Raw genomic sequence first — 16412 nt, forward strand, 5'->3', positions numbered from 1 at the left:
GCGTGCGGTGAGCGGACTCACTTGAACGGTGTGCTGAGTGCCCTCGTTTCAATAAACTGCTCGACGCGCTGGGTCATCGCTGCGTCGTCCCACTGACGCGAATCCACCATATTCGCCTCCAGTTCGACCACTGGCAGACCCGCGGCTTCCAGCATGCGTGCGGTGTGCCGCGCTCCAAACGCGGAGAGGCGATCATTCTTCGGCACCAGCATTACCGCGCCATGCACACCCCAGCGCTTTGCCTGGTCGACGATCCATTCGCTCATCCAGCCCGGCAGATGCAGTTGCTCGTTCATGCTGATGTGCCGCGCCGCCAGCGCGCGCATCGGATCACCTGAAAAATACTTGCGATAGCCGTCCGAGAGAAAGTCGGAGTACATGGACCAGACGAACGTCGCACCGTATTTCGCCTCGAACTTGCGATAAAACCCAGTGTTGTGCCAAAGCCCGTTGTTAAGCCATAGCAGACGTACGCGTTCGTCCGGACAGAATGCATCGCCTTGCGCGACCCGTTGCGTGACCTCGTCGCGATATTGCGTGAGAAAGTCCACCGACCATTGCGAGCCGCGATGCCACGTTGCTGTCATCACGGTCGCGAGTTGCTCGGGCAACGGCACAACGCTGCGCGGCGCGGCCGCGAGCAGCTCGCGCACCTCGGCCACGAGTTCTCCCGCGCGATTGATGCGATGCATCTGGCGCGTGAATTCAGCCTCGTCGAAGGTGCGGCCGCTCAGTGTCTCCGCGAACCGGATCAGCGACTCGAGCTGCTCGACCTGGAAATCGAGCCGGTGCGTCTCGTAGAGGTCTTCCCAGTCATGCATGCCGCGCTCGAACCAGCGCAGATCGAGGCGCGTCGACGACGGTGCATCGATCACATAATGCGGCACGCCAAACGCCTTCGCCCACTTCTCCGTAATGCGCTGAGCGTAGTCGCCACGCAGGCGTTCGAGTACGAAGAGCGGTTTGGGCAATCCGCCATAAGGCGCGCTCGCCGGATCGTTGTCGAGCGTGCAGGCAAGCGGCAGGCTCGTGTAACGCGGCAGGCCCTCGTGGTAGCCGAGCCGGTCCATGACGTCGAAGTAGTGCGGCGCCATCTGCTTGGCGGAAATGATCGACGAATACCAGACATCGGAAACGACAGGAATGCCGAGTACGTCGAGAATCTCGTGTGGCGTCACCGCGCCCGCGACCACGTACGGCTGGTTCTGTTCGAGCACGCCGCGGCGGAAATTCGCGAACCACTGTTTCTGATGATCGCGGCCGATCTGCGTCGTGCGCAGCGGGGTGTAGTCCTGGCGCGTCGCGCTCATTGGCGGATTCCTTCGGGTTGGGCGCGATCGCGCAAGCTATCGATGAACACGGCGATTTCGACGCAGGTGGTTGCATCGGGCGCCTCGCTGTATGGCTGGTGCAGCAGGCGAAGCGACGGCACGCCGAGCGCGTCGAGCGCTGCTTTCTGGTCGGGGTAGTCCCAGCCGAGCACGTCGTCGTTGGCTTCGTACCAGAAGATCACGCCATCGGCACACGCGGCGCGCACCGCTGCCATGAAGCGCGCGTCGTCTTCGGCCTGCGGGTAGCGGCGCAGGCTCGGCGAACGCAGTCGATAGCGATGCGCGATGGCGTCGAGCGGTTCAAGCGTTTCGTCGAACGCACCGCCGACTGCAAGCTGGCCACCCAGATGCTCGTCGGCGACGATAACTGCTCCACACTCCTCGACAAACCGGTAAAGCGCGCCATGCTCCTGCGCGCAGCCTTTCACGACGATACGCGGTCCATCTGATACGGGTAGCGATTCGCGCGCGTCGAACAACGCCTGTAGCAACGCGGCATGCCGCGCACGCGGCATGCGTCCGAGCGCGCCCACGATCCGCAATGCAGCCGAACCGCTCAACCGCGCAGGTTGCGCGTTGCGCAGCGTCGCCAGCGCGTCGAACTGCGCAATATGCGCATTGGCGCCTTGCACGGCGCTGGAAAGCGCGCCGGTCCCGGTCGCGCAACCGCTGAGCGCATCGAGACGAGCCTTCAGCCGCTCGACCTGATCGCGCACATACCGCGCGCTCGCGCGATACGGCGTTTGCAGGAGGTCGAACAGATGAAGCGGCGGAATCGCGCGTTGCGGTTCCAGCCGCTGCGCTTCGAGAAGATAGTAGTAGAGCTGGAGGTAGTTTTCCGAAGTACGTGGAATGACGACGAGGTCGCAGTCCACGAATTCGCCGTTCAGGAACTGCTCAAACAACGCGCGCGTCGCGCCGTCGAAGCAGGCGTCGAGATAACGGTCGGCGTTCGGCGTGAGCGCGTGCAGTCGCGGCACGAGGCGCCGCGGCACGCAACCCGCGGCTTCGATCAGCTCGATTGGCACATTCAGCGAAACATAGCCAACTGTCTTGCGACCGTCCGGCGACGCGGCCAGCTCGATGGCGTCGAACGCCTCGAGAATCGCATCAGGCGTGTAAAGATTTTCAGTCATGTCTGCAAGAGGTTCTGCATGGAGAGAAACGGGCGCGCGCGCATGTCAGTCCGAGTTGCCGACGCGCGCAGAGCGGCCATCGCCGTTCATCTCGCCGGCCGCGCCACGCGGACGCAGCGCAAGCGCGAGCAGCAACGCGCCGAGAAGCAGCACAGCGGCCAGAAAGTACGCCACGTTCTCGAACGAGCCCGTCGTCTGCCGGATCCAGCCGATGACATTCGGCCCGATGAGTCCGGCGAGGTTGCCGCACAGGTTGATGAGCGCGAATCCGCCTGCGGCGGCCGCGCCCTTCAGGAAGTCCATCGGCACGGCCCAGAACACGGCCTGCGCCGCGCCAAGACCGATCAGCCCGACGAGCAGCATCGCGTAGGCGCTCGCGCCGGCGCCGGCCACCACCGAAGCCGCGAGACCGAACGCGCCGACCAGCGTCGGCAACACGACGTGCCACAGGCGCTCGGTGCGTCGATCCGAGTGCAGCGCGTTGAGCCACATCGCCACGCCTGCGAACACCCACGGCGTGGCCGCCAGCACCGCCACCGTGAAGTCGCCGAAGTGCGACAGATGCTTGATGGCCTGAGGCAGCCAGAAGATGATGCCGTAGACGCCCATCGTCAGCGCGAACCACGCACCGGCGCAGGCCCACAGCCGCAAGCTGCCCGCCGTGCGCGGCAGCGCGCTCACGCGTGCGGCGCTGCCAGCGTGCGTGGTGTGCGCGCCGGCGTCCGCGTCGAGTCTCGCCAGCAGCAGCGCGCGTTCATCAGCGCCGAGCCAAGCCGCGTCGTGTGGCGTCTCCGGCAAACGCAGCAGTGTGTAGAGGCCAAGTAGCACGGGCACGACGCCTTCGGCGACGAACATCCAGCGCCAGCCGGAGAGGCCGCCGAGCGTGTGCGTCGACGTCATGAGCCAGCCCGAGAGCGGCGCGCCGATGACGATCGACACCGCGATCGCAATTGTGTTTTTCGACGTCACGCGAGCACGGTATTGAGCCGGAATCCAGACGCTGTAGTAGTACAGCGTGACCGGCGCAAAACCCGCTTCGGTCACGCCGAGCAGAAAGCGCAGCGCGTAGAACTGCGTGGGCGTGTGAACGAGCGACATGCCCGCCGCAGCCAGCCCCCACGCGATGCTCATGAGCCCGAGACACACGCGCACGCCATAGCGCCTCGCGGCGAACGCAATCGGAATCTGGAACAGCAGATAGCTCACGAAGAACATGCCCACGCCGAATCCATACACTCGCGGCGTGAAGCCGAGTTCCGCGTTCATCTGCAAGGCGGCGAAGCTCACGTTGACGCGATCGATCGAGTTCAAAATGAACAGCACGAAGATCAGCGGCACGATATGCCAGACCACCTTGCGCATCACATCGACTTCGGTTTGCATCAGTCTCCTCCGGGGTTGGGCGGGTCGCGCCTTCGGGTCGCGCCGGCCTCGAGTGGGTTGGTATTCATCATGCGCCTTGCGGCGCTAGATCACCTGGCGCGCGGCCAGCGCGCGCAGCTGCTCGTCGCTGAGGCCGAGCAGTTCGGCGTAGACCGACGCATTGTGCTCGCCCAGATGTGGCGCCGGACGATCAAAGCCCGTGAAAGCACCCGACATGCGGATCGGCAGGCCGGTGACGACGACATCGTCGGCCTCGCCATATTGCGGGTGTTCAAGGCGCGTGGTCTCGCCGCGCCGCAGCGCGCGCGCGTCGCGCACGGCTTCGCCCGGCGTGCGCACTTCGCCGCAGGGCACGCCGAGCGCGCCGAGCGTTTCGACGACCTGCGCGGTGGGCAGCGTCAAGGTCCATGCCTCGACGAGCGCGTGCAGCTCGTCCGCATGCTTCACGCGCTGGTCGCGCGAACTGAAGCGAAGGTCCTTCGCGAGATCGGGGGTGCCCATCGCGCCGAACAGCGCGGCCACGAATTTGTCGGTGGGCGAGCAGATCGCGACATGGCCATCGGCCGCGGCAAAAACACCGAACGGCGCGAGGCGCGTGAGCGTGTTGCCGGTGCGCGTGGATTGCCCAAGGCGCTCCATCACATCTGACTGTTCGCAGGCCACCACACTCGTGAGCGCGCCGAGCAGCGACACGTCCACATGCTGGCCCTGCCCGGTGCGCTGCGCCTGCAATAGCGCCGCGAGCGTGCCGATCGTCGCATACAGCGGCGCGCAAAGATCGCCGATCGGCACGCCCACGCGCACGGGTGCGTCGCCGACGAGGCCCGAAGTCATCATGAGGCCGGAGAGCGCCTGCACGATGGTGTCCATCGCGCGATTCTGCCCGCCGAGTTCGTCGGCGCCAAAGCCGCTGATCGACGTGTAGACGAGTCGAGGATTTACCCGCGAAAGTGCCGCATAGCCGATGCCGAGCCGGTCCGCCGTGCCGGCGCTGAAGTTCTCGACCACCGCGTCGGCGTGACGCGCGAGATCGATAAACATCGCGCGCCCCTCTTCACTCTTGAGGTTCAGCGTCACGCCGAGCTTGTTGCGCCCGCGCTCCAGCAACGAGAGCGAGAGATCGTCGACGCCGCGCTTTTGCAGGGTCACGCCATCGCGGCCAAGGTACGGAGCGTTGTTGCGCATCGTATCGGGATTCGACGGATTCTCGATCTTGATGACGCGCGCGCCGAGCCCTGCGAGCAGAAGCGTCGCATAGGGGCCGGCGAGGGCAGTGGTCAGATCGAGAATGGTGAGTCCTTCTAGCGGACGAGGCTGGGATGCGTTCATGTAGTTCGGTCTGCGGTTACGAGTATGAATCTGGTGTACGCGTTCAGTGCCGCGCTAGAAGCGATGGCGCAGGCCGATGCGGAACACGCCCTGCGTGTTGCCGTCGGACGGATAGTTCGTGGCGGGGAATGCAAACGCAATGGTGTTCGCGCCGGTCACGCGCTGATAAGTGAAGCCTGTGTAGACGTCCGTGCGCTTCGAGAGCAGGTAGTCGATACCGACGTCGCCTTGCTGAAGACGACCCTTCGCGTTCGCCGAATCGCGCGTATAGACCAACGTGTAGTCGGCGCCGACGCTCAGGTCCGGCGCGATGCGGTATGACGCGCCAGCCGTGTAGAGATTCGACTTGTTCGCGAGGCTCTCCGCGCGCGAGTACGTATAGAGCGCGAACACGCGGGTTTTCTCATCGACATTGAAATATGCGCCGATACCAGCATTTTTTACGCCGGACGCTTTGGACAGCCATGGTGAAAGCAGCGGAGAAAATTCCGGATTGTGGTCGTCGGTGTAGACAGCGTCGATGGAAAAGCGCGTGTTCGTATAACCGAGCGTGAAGCTTTGCGCGTCCTTCGCGCCCGGGTGCCCGGCCACGCCACCCAGCGCATACATGGCGCCGACGTTAAAGCCCGCGAACTGACCGAGGTAGCGGATCGAGTTGTTGACCTTCACGCCGTCGAGCCGGTTGTCGACGCCATAGGTGTGTGCGGAGCCGGCCATGCCGCCGGAGACATTGACGATGCCCGAATAGCTGCCCAGGTCGTACATGAAGTCGAACTGGCGACCCATCCGCACTTCGCCCCAGTTGCCGGCCAGGCCGACGGTGGAGTTGCGGCTGAACATCAGACCTTGGCTCGCGGTCCCGTTCTCGAGAAAGAAGCCGCTTTCGAGCGTGAAGATCACGCGCAGACCGCCGCCGAGATCTTCGGAGCCACGCAGCCCCCATCGATTCGGTTGCATTACGCTGCTCGTCAGCGAATAGAGCGAGCCGCTCGACGAACCGCTCGCCGCGCGCGTCGTGTAGTTCACGCCGATATCGAGCAGGCCGTAAAGCTGCACGTAACTTCCCGTGTCGGTACTGGCCGGTGCGGGCGCGGATTGCGCCATCGCCAACCCCGAAATTGCGCACGCCCCGAGCGCGCCAAGCGTCTTTCTCATCTCCGTCAGTCTCCAAGTGTCGTTGTGGTTTGATTAGCTCTATTTTTACGCACCGTAAAAATAACGGTCAATCCAGGGTATTTGCTACTGTGGAAGACGAACGACAGAAAACAACGAAAAAGTAGCAAATCGGGACATGTCACGCCGAAATCCGGGAATGGCGAGCGGGTCGACATACAGCACGCCCAAGTCTTGGCTGTCATTTTTTACACTTCGTAAATTTTCCGGGGTGTAAAATACGGCCGAAACAAATCACCGAGGGGACGAGAGCTCATGAGCGAGCGCTTGCAAAAGACGCAGAAGTCGCAGCAGAGGCGGGAAGACATCCTGGCGAGCGCGCGCGAACTGTTCGAGCGCAAAGGCTTTGCGAATACGTCGATCAACGACATTGCGCAGGCGTGCGGTATCAAGCGGGAAAACGTCTACTACTACTACCCGAGCCGTGGCGACATCCTGATCGAGCTGGTGCGCCCGAACAACCAGCTGCTCGTCGCGGGCATGGAGCGAATCCTCGCGGCCGACGTTACGCCAGTCACGAAGCTGTTCCTCGCGCTGCAACACCACATCCGACTCTTCGACCGCGTGGCGCTCGACACCGTGACAGTCGGCCTGCGCGGCATTGCGCACGACGACCGCCAGTCGGTCCACAAGGAAGTCCGTCCGCTCTACAAGAAATACGAGGAGTGCTGGGTGCAGTTGATCCGCGAGGGCGCGGAGGCGGGCGTGCTGCGGCCGACGGAGAATCCTAAGCTCGTCGTGTTTGCGATTCTCGGCATGTGTAACTGGCTCACGCACTGGTACGACCCGGCCGGCCCGGTCACGCTCAACGGCATCGTCGACGTGTTCTTCGATCTGATCGCGGGTGGCCTCGTCGATGCCTCGCGGCTGCGGACGTCGATCGGCAAGGAGCTGGCGAATCTGCCGTCTTCGCTCGTCACGCAAGAAGCGGACGCTTCACACGCTTCCGACTCTCGACATGCCCAAACGCCAGCCCAAGCCGGTTAATTGATCGGCTCGCACGGAAGAGCCGCGTCGTTTTCGGCAAGGAGTTTTCGCTCGGCTTCCGAACTCGTTTGCGCCTTCAAGGCGCGCCAGCGGAAAAGCACGCGCGCAGTGTGGCGACGACAGGTTGGCATTCGCTGGTAGTCCGATATGCAAATACCAGCGAAGCCTGCCGCCATTCGCTGTCGGTCTCGATGATCTCTATCTCGAGAGTGTCGGCCATGTCGAGTGCCGCCGATTCTGGCACGAGCGTCACCATCCCGACCTTGCTGGCGATTGCAATACTGGTCTGGAATGAAGCGGACGTTATCGTCGCAAGCGGCGGCGGCAGCCCCGCCTGCGCAAACCATTCCGCCAACATCGGATAAGCGAGAGAGCCTTTGGGTGGCAGAATCCACCGCTGCGCAGCGAGGGTCGCCATATCCGCCCGGCCAGCGGCAACCACGCTGCGTCGACTGGCCACGATCACCATCCGCTCCAATCCAACGGTCTCCAGCGCGATGCCGGGTCTCGTGAAGTCCATCTGCGCCGCGCCTGGCATCGCGCACACGATCGCATCCAGATCCCCTTTTTCGAGCATGTCCCACAGAACCGGAACGGCCGACTCGGTGAGAGACATTCTGAACTCGTCGTGCCCTGCTTCGCCAAACAGCCTTTCCAGCGCCTTGGGCAGCAACCGAAGCGATGCAATAGGTGAACAGCCAAGTCGAATGTGAGGTGCCTCAGGATTTGAAGCCAGCGCATACGCCTCAGCCAGTTCCTTGCGACCCACCACGACACGTCGCAATACCGCTTCCCCGAGCCTCGTCAAGGCGACGCCACGTCGCCCCCGCTGCACGAGCGCCGCGCCAAATGCGTCCTCGAGCGCTTGCACCGCCATCGTGACGGCCGGCTGCGTGATATGCAGCCGTTCCGCCACCCGCTGAAGCGATCCCGATTCCGAAATGTATTCGAGGAGCAGAAGGTCACGCACACGTAACTTTTGAAGACGCGCAGGCAGATCTGGCATAAGGGATTCTGATGACTATCAAAGGTAATCTAAATATACCTTAAGTGAGCTTGCGACTAGCATTCGTGCACGTAAGACATGGCGGTGATCCCACAGGGAAACCGGAAGCGATCTTCGGAAACCTGCAAACAGAAGCCGGCGCATGACCGATGCGTCGCCGCCTCATCACCAACAGTCAACGCTGTCATTTATCCGCATCTTCAGACTTCTTCATGGCCGACATTCCGAACCGCTCCGACGACTACAACCCCCTCGTTAAGGAAATCTTTGGTAGCGCTCACGAGACGTATGAACAGCTCCGGTCTCGATGCCCCGTCGCGCATAGCGAAGCATATGGCGGCTTCTGGGCGCTAACGAAGTATGCGGACGTCCAACGTGTGTTGAGCGATTCCGCGACGTTCATCACATCGGTCCAGAACGTCGTACCCAAGGTCGCATTCTCCGGTCGGCGTCCACCTCTGCACTTTGATCCGCCTGAGCACACGCCCTATCGCGCCGCCCTGAATCCACTGCTTTCCGACGAGAAAGTCCGCGCGCTGGGACCCGAAATCCGGGCCTGCATACACAAGGAGTTGCTGGGACTGCTAGCGCGCGGACAAGGCGACATCTGTAACGAGTTCGCGAGTCAGTTTCAGGTGAAAGTGTTCAGCCTCTGGATGAATCTTCCGGCGGACCTCGAGGCGCAGCTCAGTCAGGCAGGGCCCGCTTTCATCAATGCCGTACGCTCGGCCGAGGCCGGGCAGATGAAGGAGACCAGTTTCGTCCTCTACGACATGGCGCGCACTCTTGTGGCAATGCGCAAGGCGCACCCCATGGATCCTGACGTCGATCCCGTCAGTTCCTTTCTCGCCGCAACCAGCGAGGGCAAGCCCTTACCAGAGGACATGATCGTCGGCGCAATTCGCCAGGTGCTCGTGGTCGGAATCGTGGCACCGATGATCATGATGGGAAATATGGGCATCCATCTTGCCCGCGACAAGCAATTGCAGCGTTATTTGCGTACTCATCCAGAGAAAATTCCGGCCGCAATCGAGGAGTTCCTGCGCCTTTATACGCCTTATCGAGGATTCGCCAGAACGGCAACAAAAGACGTCGAATTCGGCGGCCGGACCATTCTCAAGGACGAAGCAATTGCAATGATTATCTCTTCGGCGAATCGCGACGAAGAAGTATTCGATTGCCCTGCCGAATTTCAAATCGACCGTCAGAACATCAAGGACCACCTTGCATTCGGGCGCGGCCCACATTATTGCGCGGGCGCGCATCTGGCTCGATACGAACTTCAGATAGCGCTTGAGGAACTGCTCAAGCATACGACCGACTTCGATGTCGTGGGCGAAATAACGATGAGTCCGTTTCCCGAGCTAGGACCAAGTTGCGTACCGATTCGATTTCAAGTCGCGTAGTCGCCGTTCTTCCATAACAACCATAAACCGGCCAGGAACCGGCAACGACTGATCCGCAGCTAACCAGGCAAAGAATTGGTGCGGTAGACGTAACTACTAAAATCAAGGGTTAAGGAGACATGTTGTGCAAAGAACAAAATGGGCGCTGCTTCTGGCTGCCGTGATGCCAATGAGCGCTTACGCGCAATCGAGCAGTGTTACGCTTTATGGCCTGCTTGATGCGGGCATTTCCTACGTCAACAACGTCGGGGGTCATTCGGCTGTCTATGCCAATTCCGGCATCTGGCAAGCTGGCCGCTTCGGTTTTCTCGGTCGCGAAGATCTCGGTGGCGGTTATGCCGCAATATTTCGCCTCGAAAGTGGTGTCAGCCCGACCACGGGTACGGCCGGGAATAGCAGTTCCTTCTTTAGCAGGCAGAGCTATCTCGGAGTTGAAAGTCCCTATGGCCGACTTACCCTCGGTCGCCAGTACGACTTTCTCTATGTGACTAGTTTGCCTCTCGGCGCTGAACTCTTTGCGGGCCCCGTCATAGCCGGCGTGGCCGGCGGTCCTGGAGGGACCGCGGGGAACATCGGTCCCATCGACAGCCATTTTGGCGGCACCAATTACAACAACACGGCAAAATGGACTAAAGACTGGGGACCCGTGACGGTTGGCTATATGCACGGCTTCAGCGACGGAAGTACCGACAACGGTACATCGACCCGCATGGATTCGGCGCTTCTGTCGTACCACCAAGGGCCGATCAATGTCGGCGTGGGATGGACCCAAGACCACCTGAGTGCCGCCCAGTCCGGCAATACCGCGAACCGGGTGCTCGGCATCAAGGCAAATTACAAGCTCGGCGACTTCACGCTTTTGGGCAGTTATGCGAACGCAAGTAGCCGCTGGTCGCCCGCAAGAAATCAGCCACTTGAGTTTGGTGTCGACTATCAGGTCAATGTTGCCACTCACGCTGGTATCGCCGTTGAGCAGGCCGTAGTGACCAATGCCGCCGGTGTGGGCACGACGCTCCGTCAGGTCACAGCTGGTGCCAATTACGCATTGAGTAAACGGACCTTGGTCTACGCGATTGGGGCAATCAACAGGTCCTCTAATGTGAATGTCTACCATGGCTTCGTCGGTCTCCCTGGTGGCGCAACCGCACCTTCCTCCGGTGACGCGCAGTCAGTGCTTCGCGTCGGAATGATCACGTTCTTCTAATCCCCAATCGGCACGCGGCGCCATTACTGGGGCACGCCGCAACGTTGCCTCAACGTTTTTCGACAAAACGACGCGAGGAATCTTCATGATTGAGAATCAGGCAGTTATTCGGCGGATTCGGACGCGTATCATCCTCCCGCTACTCATCTTGCTCGTCGTCAGTTCAATCGACCGGGTCAACATCAGCTTCGCCGCTCTCCAGATGAACGCGGAACTCGGGCTCACTCCGCGAGAGTATGGAGTAGCCATCAGTGCCTTTTTCTCTGGCTACCTGATTTTCCAATTCCCGAGCATTGCCTTGCTAATGCGCTACGGTGCCCGAAAGTGGATCTTCGTCTCGGTATTGCTGTGGGGTGTACTGGCCATCGGAATGGTCTTTGTTCGAGGCACTACTTCACTTTATTTGTTACGCTTTTTACTCGGCCTCGCCGAAGCGGGATTTGCACCGGGCATCGTATATCTATGTGGTCTGTGGATCCCGAACAGATATCGTGCCGCGGCAATCGGCTTGACCATGCTGGCAGTTCCCATTTCGGTAGTTGTCGGTGGGCCTCTTTCAGGGTGGTTAATGTCACATCAGACTATCCCATTTGCGATATCTGGATGGCGTTGGATGTTTCTCGCACAGGGGATTTTGACTATTGCATTCGCAATATTCGCACTTAAGATAGTTCGTGACGGTCCAGATGATGCGCCATGGCTCGCCGACGCCGACAAGCGTTGGCTGAACGAACAGCATGCTCTCGATGCCGATTCAAAAGGTCACGCCCTTGCTTCGATGCGCGCCATGCTCTGGAGCCACAAGATTTGGGCCGCGGCTGGACTCTACTTCGTCTTGATAGCGAGTGCGTACGGAATCCTGTTCTGGCTGCCGCAGATAATCAAGCAGCTATCAAACATTAGTATCTTTAAAACAGGTGTTGTTAGCGCATTTCCATGGCTTGGCATCGGCCTCGGAATGTATTTCAATTCACGCCACTCCGATGAGTCGGGAGAACGCTACTACCATGTAATAGTGCCACTGCTTCTGTGCAGCCTATGTCTCGCCGCGGCTACTCTCGTAAGCGATCAGGTGCTGGCGCTCGCGCTGCTGTTCGTCGGCAGTGTAGGGCTAGGTGGTGCGCAAGGCGTTTTCTGGACCATCCCAACAAGTTTCCTGACGAGAGATCTGGCCGGGAAAGGCGTCGCAGCAATCAGTCTTTGTGGAAACCTTGGCGGCCTCTTCGGCCCTTACGCACTTGGCGTGATACTCCAGGCTTCCGGTTCGTACAAGCTGCCGGCGTACAGTATGGCAGCACTCATGGTGGTGGGTGCACTGCTCGCCGCAATCCTCCGTGGCAACGAGACGGTGTCGAGGGTCAGCGGAGAAAAACCTGAGGCCCTCGACCCAAATCCCGAAACCTGAGCCCTGTCGTGGGGATCGTCGAGGACTGGGCGCTCGACCCTGTGCGCGTCGATCGACGAGTCAACTGCAAGCATGCGACCCGTGCGCATGAAAGGCATACTGGATTTCGCGAATGGGCCAACCTCAGGATGCAAAGGCAGGGAAGTCTGCCTGACCATGCCTTGAAGCGTTATCACGCAGCGAATGCTTCTGCCGCTGCCGGCGCCATTTGCGCAGCCTCTACCTGCGCTTTACCGCAATACAGTCCCCAGTCCTCCATCATCAGGCGCCGACGTTCGAGTTGGTCGCGACGCCGGTAGGCTGCCACTGTCTGCGATACGATGACGTGAGCCAGTGCTTCCTCTGCGAGCGAATCGGGATAATCCGTACATTCAGCAACCCAGTCACGAAACGTCGACCGGAAACCATGCACGGTAATTCCATGTCGAGACATGCGTCTCAGAAGCGTCAGCATCGCCATGTTCGACAACGGACGCCCTTCCTTGCAACCAGGGAACAGATAACCGTACTTCGCTTTGGGTAGTGCATTGCGCACGATTTCGATAGCGCGATCACAAAGCGGTACGCGAAGCGGCCGACCGCTCTTCGTACGATCGCCAGGAATGACCCAAATGCGGGCAACAAGATCAAACTCCTCCGGCCGCGCAAAACGCACCTCGTTCGTGCGGGTCGCGGTAAGGATGAGCAGATGCAATACGCGCGCCGCACGCCGGGGACGCTGCTCAAGCTCAAGGATAAATGCCGGCAAGTCCTCCCAGAGTAGTGCGGGATGGTGATTCACCTGGGAGCGTTTCTTCGACCTCGGCAACACAAGCTGCAGATGGTCAACGTACCGTGCCGGGTTGCTGCCAGTGCGATGACCCAGCACCGCTTCCGCATCAAGGATCGCCTTGATGCGGAAGCGCACACGGCGCGCGGTCTCGGCCTTCTTCGTCCAGATCGGCTGAAGGATTCGCACGATCATCGCCGTGTCGATGTCGCGCACGCGGACGTCACCGATCACCGGATACGCGTACGTTTTGAGCGTGTTTCCCGACTGCTGGACATGCTTGTGATTTCGCCACTGGGGTTCATGCGCGCGGATAAACGCTTCAGTGGCTTCACGAAACGTGACGTTAGCATCCGGCGATATGTCGAGCAACTGCCTGCGCTGTTGCTCACGTCGTGCAAGGATGGGATCGATAAGGTCCCGGACCATGTCACGGTACCCGGCGGCCAGCTTCCGCGCTTCGCCCAGAGAAACCCGCGAGAGTGGACCGAGCCCCATCTCCCGCATCCGGCCGTTCAGTTTGAACCGGAACACCCACGAGCGTGCACCACTGTCCGCGATCTGCATGTAGAGCCCACCGCCATCCGCATAATGGCCCGGTGCCACCTCTTTCGCGACCCGCAGCGCACTGAGCCGATGCAACTGTCGTCCAGCCATATTGCCCTCCCTACCCACAAACCCACATCGCTACCCATACTTCGTGAAGAAATTGTGCGGGACATCAACGGTAGCCGCAAGCACGTCATTACCCACAAATCGCTTTAAAATCAGCGACCTGGAGGACGTCAGCGGAAGAGGTCGGAATAGCCCGGAAGGCCCATTTGGCGGAAGGCAGATGGAGTCGAACCATCCTGAGAGCGTCTGACGCCCTCAACCGGGTTTGAAGCCCGGCCGCATTTACATATAAATCAATAAGCTAGAATGAAAATCGTTCCGCAAAAAGATGGTTTCTTGGCGTCAAATATCCCATGACGTCGTCACAATCGAAAAAATTGCGGAACGATTTTTGACTTACGAACAGGGTCACTTATCGGCTGGCGGGCAGTTCGCCGCACGCGCGTCGTTGTGCGCGATGATCTGCCGTTTCGTCTCCGCAGTGTCAGCTGTGCTCGCGGTTATCGTCCGCGTCCAGTCGCAGCCCGTATCGATGATTCGGGTCTGGACGACGGGTTGAGGCGACGGGCGCGACGCACAGCCGGCGAGCGCGGCTGTCACGCAAATTGAAATCAGCACGGCCTTCATTTCGGTTCTCCATCGCGCAGCGCGCCTTGCCGGCGAAGCGCAGCGTCGAGTTCGTCGTCCTGAAGCTGCGCCGCCAGGTCGTCCGCTTTCACGCGGTTCGCTACGGCCTGTTCCCCCACCTTGGCTGCGGCAGCATTCCCCAGCTCGACCGCCGCTTTCACGTCTGCTGTCTCCTGCTTCGCCTTCGCTTCGCTGGCCTCGGCCTGTGCGACATGCGCATCGGCTTCCTTCTTCTTGCCCCACGCGAACAACCCGACGACAGCCGCCACGACCACGCCAGCGCCGCCAATCAGAAACTGCCAGATCGCGCTCATGATGTGCTCCAGGTACCGGTGAGAAAGAGGCTGCGCTCGGCCGCGCGACGTCGCACAAGCCCATTGCTCACTACGCCGCCCGACTTGTTCCAGGCCGGGAACTGATCGGCCGCGCCAGGCTTGTCACCTGCATTCAGCTTCGAGAGCAACGTCGACGGCTTGCCGCTTGCCAGCACCACAATACCGTCGCGCCCCTGGTCATTGCCGGCCGCCGCACGGCCCGGCCCGACGTTGTACACGATGCTCGTCAGCGCAGCTTTCTCCCGCGGCGCCAACGCCACCTTCACGGCGCGATCGACCGCCGCCGCTGCTTCGTTAATCTGCGCATCGAGCCGTGCATCGGCGAACGCCTGTGTCCACACCGTGCCCTGCTTTACGTCCGTGCCGGTGCTGCCCCATCCACACGTCCACGGCGCGCCGCTCAGTGATTGCAGGTCCGCAGGAATCGCCGCACCATTGAGCGTCTTCTGCCATAGACCGCGCCCCTGCAACACTTTCGCGAGTGCAGAGCCCGGGTCAGGGTATGCCGTCAGATAGCAGTTCTCGAAGTGCTGCACGAGCGGCCGGCACAGTTCGATCCACGTCGGCACGGTTGCGACCGGTGCCCCGGCCGGCTGCGGCGCATCAGCAACCGGCGTTGCCGCTGGCGGCTGCGGCTCTGCCGCAATAGTCTGTAATCCCTGCATGTCTAATACCTCCTGCGTAGCTACTCCACCACCGAACAGCGATTTGAAAAATGAAATCAGCTTGCTGAACATGCTTCCTCCTGTTTCGCTACGCCGGGACACCCGCGCGCCGACCATCGACAGATCGCGGGCGCCCGGCACTGTCACGCACGCCGGCTATTCCGCTTTCCTCCAAAAATTCGCCGGCGTTCGTCACGCCGTTTTTTCCAGCGCTCCGACAACAGATCCCAGACGGGCCGCACGTCGCCGCGCAGCAGTTCGGCCATCAGCCAGATGCACAGATTGAACGGCAGCTCCGAGGCATCGAATGGCGTCAGGTAGTGGCCTGTAAAGATGCGGTACGACAGCGCCGCACTCGCGCCAACGAGTGACCAGCGAACCAGATTCGCGCCGAGCGGCACGACTTCGTCCTGCTCGATGTGAGGAAAGGCGAGATGCCAGAAAATCCGCAGACCGACGACACCGTTGAGAATCAGCAGTGTGAAATCCAGCCCGTCACGTGCATGCAGGTATTGCATCGCGACGTAGACGTAGCGCATCTCGGACAGTACGAAGGCAGTAACGTCAGCTGCGAGGTTCGTCATGCTTTTCTCCTTTTCCAAGCCAGCGCTCGCGCAGGTCGTCGAGCATCGGCGAGACGTTCCGCTCCAGCCAGTCAAGCACCAGAACGGCAACCGTCACCACCGAGGCGCTCGTGCCGAAGCCGATCGCCCACGTAGAGATCGTCGGCCAACGTGTGGCTCCCCACTGCGCGAGGTGATAACCGCCAATCAGCGACACGAAAAAATAGAGTGCCTTGCGCCACCGCGACGACTCGCGCGAGCGCGTCAGAAAAACAAAAGATCCGCACAGAATGCCCGCCACCATGCCGGGGTCCACTTGCGATCGCAGTGCCGTGAGCACTACCCCGCTCGTCAACCCGGCCGCGACAACTGCTCCCGCGGAAGAAACAGGTTCGGTCATCGACTCTCCTTAAAAAAAACGGCCGCGCGTGGCGGCCGTAAACGAAAAAACCGCCCGAAGGCGGCAGGGTGAACGCGA

16 protein-coding genes are annotated in these 16412 nt (G+C 60.9%); 4 read left to right on the plus strand and 12 right to left on the minus strand.

Features of this window, described 5'->3' with window-relative positions:
* Positions 1-17: 17 nt before the first annotated feature.
* The 5 genes from HHL14_RS27120 to HHL14_RS27140 form a co-directional block, all read right to left on the minus strand.
* Entirely contained in the window at positions 18-1310 is a 1293-nt protein-coding gene (locus tag HHL14_RS27120) for a 2-hydroxyacyl-CoA dehydratase family protein (RefSeq protein ID WP_169500677.1), read from the minus strand.
* Positions 1307-2467: a 2-hydroxyacyl-CoA dehydratase family protein gene (locus HHL14_RS27125; RefSeq protein WP_169500678.1), complete on the minus strand. Its 1161-nt coding sequence runs from the start codon at positions 2465-2467 to the stop codon at positions 1307-1309. The genes HHL14_RS27120 and HHL14_RS27125 overlap by 4 nt, the downstream gene beginning before the upstream one ends.
* Before the next feature lie 45 nt (positions 2468-2512).
* Positions 2513-3850, minus strand: a complete 1338-nt coding sequence (locus HHL14_RS27130; protein ID WP_169500679.1) for an MFS transporter — start codon at positions 3848-3850, stop codon at positions 2513-2515.
* Positions 3851-3934: 84 nt separating this feature from the next.
* Positions 3935-5179 (minus strand): CaiB/BaiF CoA transferase family protein, encoded by a 1245-nt coding sequence (locus tag HHL14_RS27135; RefSeq protein ID WP_169500680.1) that lies wholly within the window; start codon positions 5177-5179, stop codon positions 3935-3937.
* 54 nt (positions 5180-5233) lie between these two features.
* Positions 5234-6334, minus strand: coding sequence for a porin (locus HHL14_RS27140; RefSeq protein ID WP_169500681.1), 1101 nt, complete (start codon positions 6332-6334; stop codon positions 5234-5236).
* Positions 6335-6607: 273 nt separating this feature from the next.
* Here HHL14_RS27140 and HHL14_RS27145 point away from each other — a divergent pair, with 273 nt between their 5' ends.
* Positions 6608-7339: a TetR/AcrR family transcriptional regulator gene (locus tag HHL14_RS27145; RefSeq protein ID WP_169500682.1), complete on the plus strand. Its 732-nt coding sequence runs from the start codon at positions 6608-6610 to the stop codon at positions 7337-7339.
* Between the two features lie 76 nt (positions 7340-7415).
* Here the strand turns inward: HHL14_RS27145 and HHL14_RS27150 are convergent, their stop codons facing one another.
* Positions 7416-8345: a LysR family transcriptional regulator gene (locus HHL14_RS27150; RefSeq protein WP_169500683.1), complete on the minus strand. Its 930-nt coding sequence runs from the start codon at positions 8343-8345 to the stop codon at positions 7416-7418.
* 149 nt (positions 8346-8494) lie between these two features.
* On the opposite strand from HHL14_RS27150, the gene HHL14_RS27155 reads away from it, so the two are divergent.
* From HHL14_RS27155 to HHL14_RS27165, 3 genes are all read left to right on the plus strand, one after another.
* Positions 8495-9751, plus strand: a complete 1257-nt coding sequence (locus HHL14_RS27155; RefSeq protein ID WP_230413225.1) for a cytochrome P450 — start codon at positions 8495-8497, stop codon at positions 9749-9751.
* Positions 9752-9875: 124 nt separating this feature from the next.
* Complete coding sequence (locus HHL14_RS27160; RefSeq protein WP_169500684.1) at positions 9876-10955, plus strand: porin; 1080 nt, start codon at positions 9876-9878, stop codon at positions 10953-10955.
* Positions 10956-11040: 85 nt separating this feature from the next.
* Positions 11041-12360: an MFS transporter gene (locus HHL14_RS27165; protein WP_169500685.1), complete on the plus strand. Its 1320-nt coding sequence runs from the start codon at positions 11041-11043 to the stop codon at positions 12358-12360.
* 172 nt (positions 12361-12532) lie between these two features.
* Here the strand turns inward: HHL14_RS27165 and HHL14_RS27170 are convergent, their stop codons facing one another.
* The 6 genes from HHL14_RS27170 to HHL14_RS27195 all read right to left on the minus strand — a co-directional run bounded on the left by HHL14_RS27170 (position 12533) and on the right by HHL14_RS27195 (position 16334).
* Positions 12533-13786 carry a tyrosine-type recombinase/integrase gene (locus tag HHL14_RS27170; protein WP_169500686.1) on the minus strand — a complete coding sequence of 418 codons (1254 nt, stop codon included), beginning with the start codon at positions 13784-13786 and terminating at the stop codon, positions 12533-12535.
* Between the two features lie 366 nt (positions 13787-14152).
* Positions 14153-14371 (minus strand): hypothetical protein, encoded by a 219-nt coding sequence (locus HHL14_RS27175; RefSeq protein WP_169500687.1) that lies wholly within the window; start codon positions 14369-14371, stop codon positions 14153-14155.
* Positions 14368-14685: a hypothetical protein gene (locus tag HHL14_RS27180; RefSeq protein ID WP_169500688.1), complete on the minus strand. Its 318-nt coding sequence runs from the start codon at positions 14683-14685 to the stop codon at positions 14368-14370. The genes HHL14_RS27175 and HHL14_RS27180 overlap by 4 nt, the downstream gene beginning before the upstream one ends.
* A complete protein-coding gene (locus tag HHL14_RS27185) occupies positions 14682-15443 on the minus strand; it encodes a lysozyme (RefSeq protein WP_169500689.1) in 762 nt (253 codons plus the stop codon). Before HHL14_RS27185 ends, HHL14_RS27180 begins: the two co-directional genes overlap by 4 nt.
* A gap of 71 nt (positions 15444-15514) precedes the next feature.
* On the minus strand, positions 15515-15955 hold the full coding sequence (locus HHL14_RS27190; RefSeq protein ID WP_169500690.1) for a hypothetical protein: 441 nt from the start codon (positions 15953-15955) through the stop codon (positions 15515-15517).
* A complete protein-coding gene (locus tag HHL14_RS27195; protein WP_169500691.1) occupies positions 15936-16334 on the minus strand; it encodes a putative holin in 399 nt (132 codons plus the stop codon). Before HHL14_RS27195 ends, HHL14_RS27190 begins: the two co-directional genes overlap by 20 nt.
* Between the last annotated feature and the right edge of the window lie 78 nt (positions 16335-16412).

Origin of the sequence: Paraburkholderia antibiotica (genome assembly GCF_012927125.1) — a bacterium.
In the GTDB taxonomy this organism is placed as follows: Bacteria; Pseudomonadota; Gammaproteobacteria; order Burkholderiales; family Burkholderiaceae; genus Paraburkholderia; species Paraburkholderia antibiotica.

Coding starts and splice junctions, on each gene's coding strand:
- HHL14_RS27120 (WP_169500677.1), bottom strand. CDS start 1,310: ATGAGCGCGACGCGCCAGGACTACACCCCGCTGCGCACGACGCAGATC.
- HHL14_RS27125 (WP_169500678.1), bottom strand. CDS start 2,467: ATGACTGAAAATCTTTACACGCCTGATGCGATTCTCGAGGCGTTCGAC.
- HHL14_RS27130 (WP_169500679.1), bottom strand. CDS start 3,850: ATGCAAACCGAAGTCGATGTGATGCGCAAGGTGGTCTGGCATATCGTG.
- HHL14_RS27135 (WP_169500680.1), bottom strand. CDS start 5,179: ATGAACGCATCCCAGCCTCGTCCGCTAGAAGGACTCACCATTCTCGAT.
- HHL14_RS27140 (WP_169500681.1), bottom strand. CDS start 6,334: ATGAGAAAGACGCTTGGCGCGCTCGGGGCGTGCGCAATTTCGGGGTTG.
- HHL14_RS27145 (WP_169500682.1), top strand. CDS start 6,608: ATGAGCGAGCGCTTGCAAAAGACGCAGAAGTCGCAGCAGAGGCGGGAA.
- HHL14_RS27150 (WP_169500683.1), bottom strand. CDS start 8,345: ATGCCAGATCTGCCTGCGCGTCTTCAAAAGTTACGTGTGCGTGACCTT.
- HHL14_RS27155 (WP_230413225.1), top strand. CDS start 8,495: ATGCGTCGCCGCCTCATCACCAACAGTCAACGCTGTCATTTATCCGCA.
- HHL14_RS27165 (WP_169500685.1), top strand. CDS start 11,041: ATGATTGAGAATCAGGCAGTTATTCGGCGGATTCGGACGCGTATCATC.
- HHL14_RS27170 (WP_169500686.1), bottom strand. CDS start 13,786: ATGGCTGGACGACAGTTGCATCGGCTCAGTGCGCTGCGGGTCGCGAAA.
- HHL14_RS27175 (WP_169500687.1), bottom strand. CDS start 14,371: ATGAAGGCCGTGCTGATTTCAATTTGCGTGACAGCCGCGCTCGCCGGC.
- HHL14_RS27180 (WP_169500688.1), bottom strand. CDS start 14,685: ATGAGCGCGATCTGGCAGTTTCTGATTGGCGGCGCTGGCGTGGTCGTG.
- HHL14_RS27185 (WP_169500689.1), bottom strand. CDS start 15,443: ATGTTCAGCAAGCTGATTTCATTTTTCAAATCGCTGTTCGGTGGTGGA.
- HHL14_RS27190 (WP_169500690.1), bottom strand. CDS start 15,955: ATGACGAACCTCGCAGCTGACGTTACTGCCTTCGTACTGTCCGAGATG.
- HHL14_RS27195 (WP_169500691.1), bottom strand. CDS start 16,334: ATGACCGAACCTGTTTCTTCCGCGGGAGCAGTTGTCGCGGCCGGGTTG.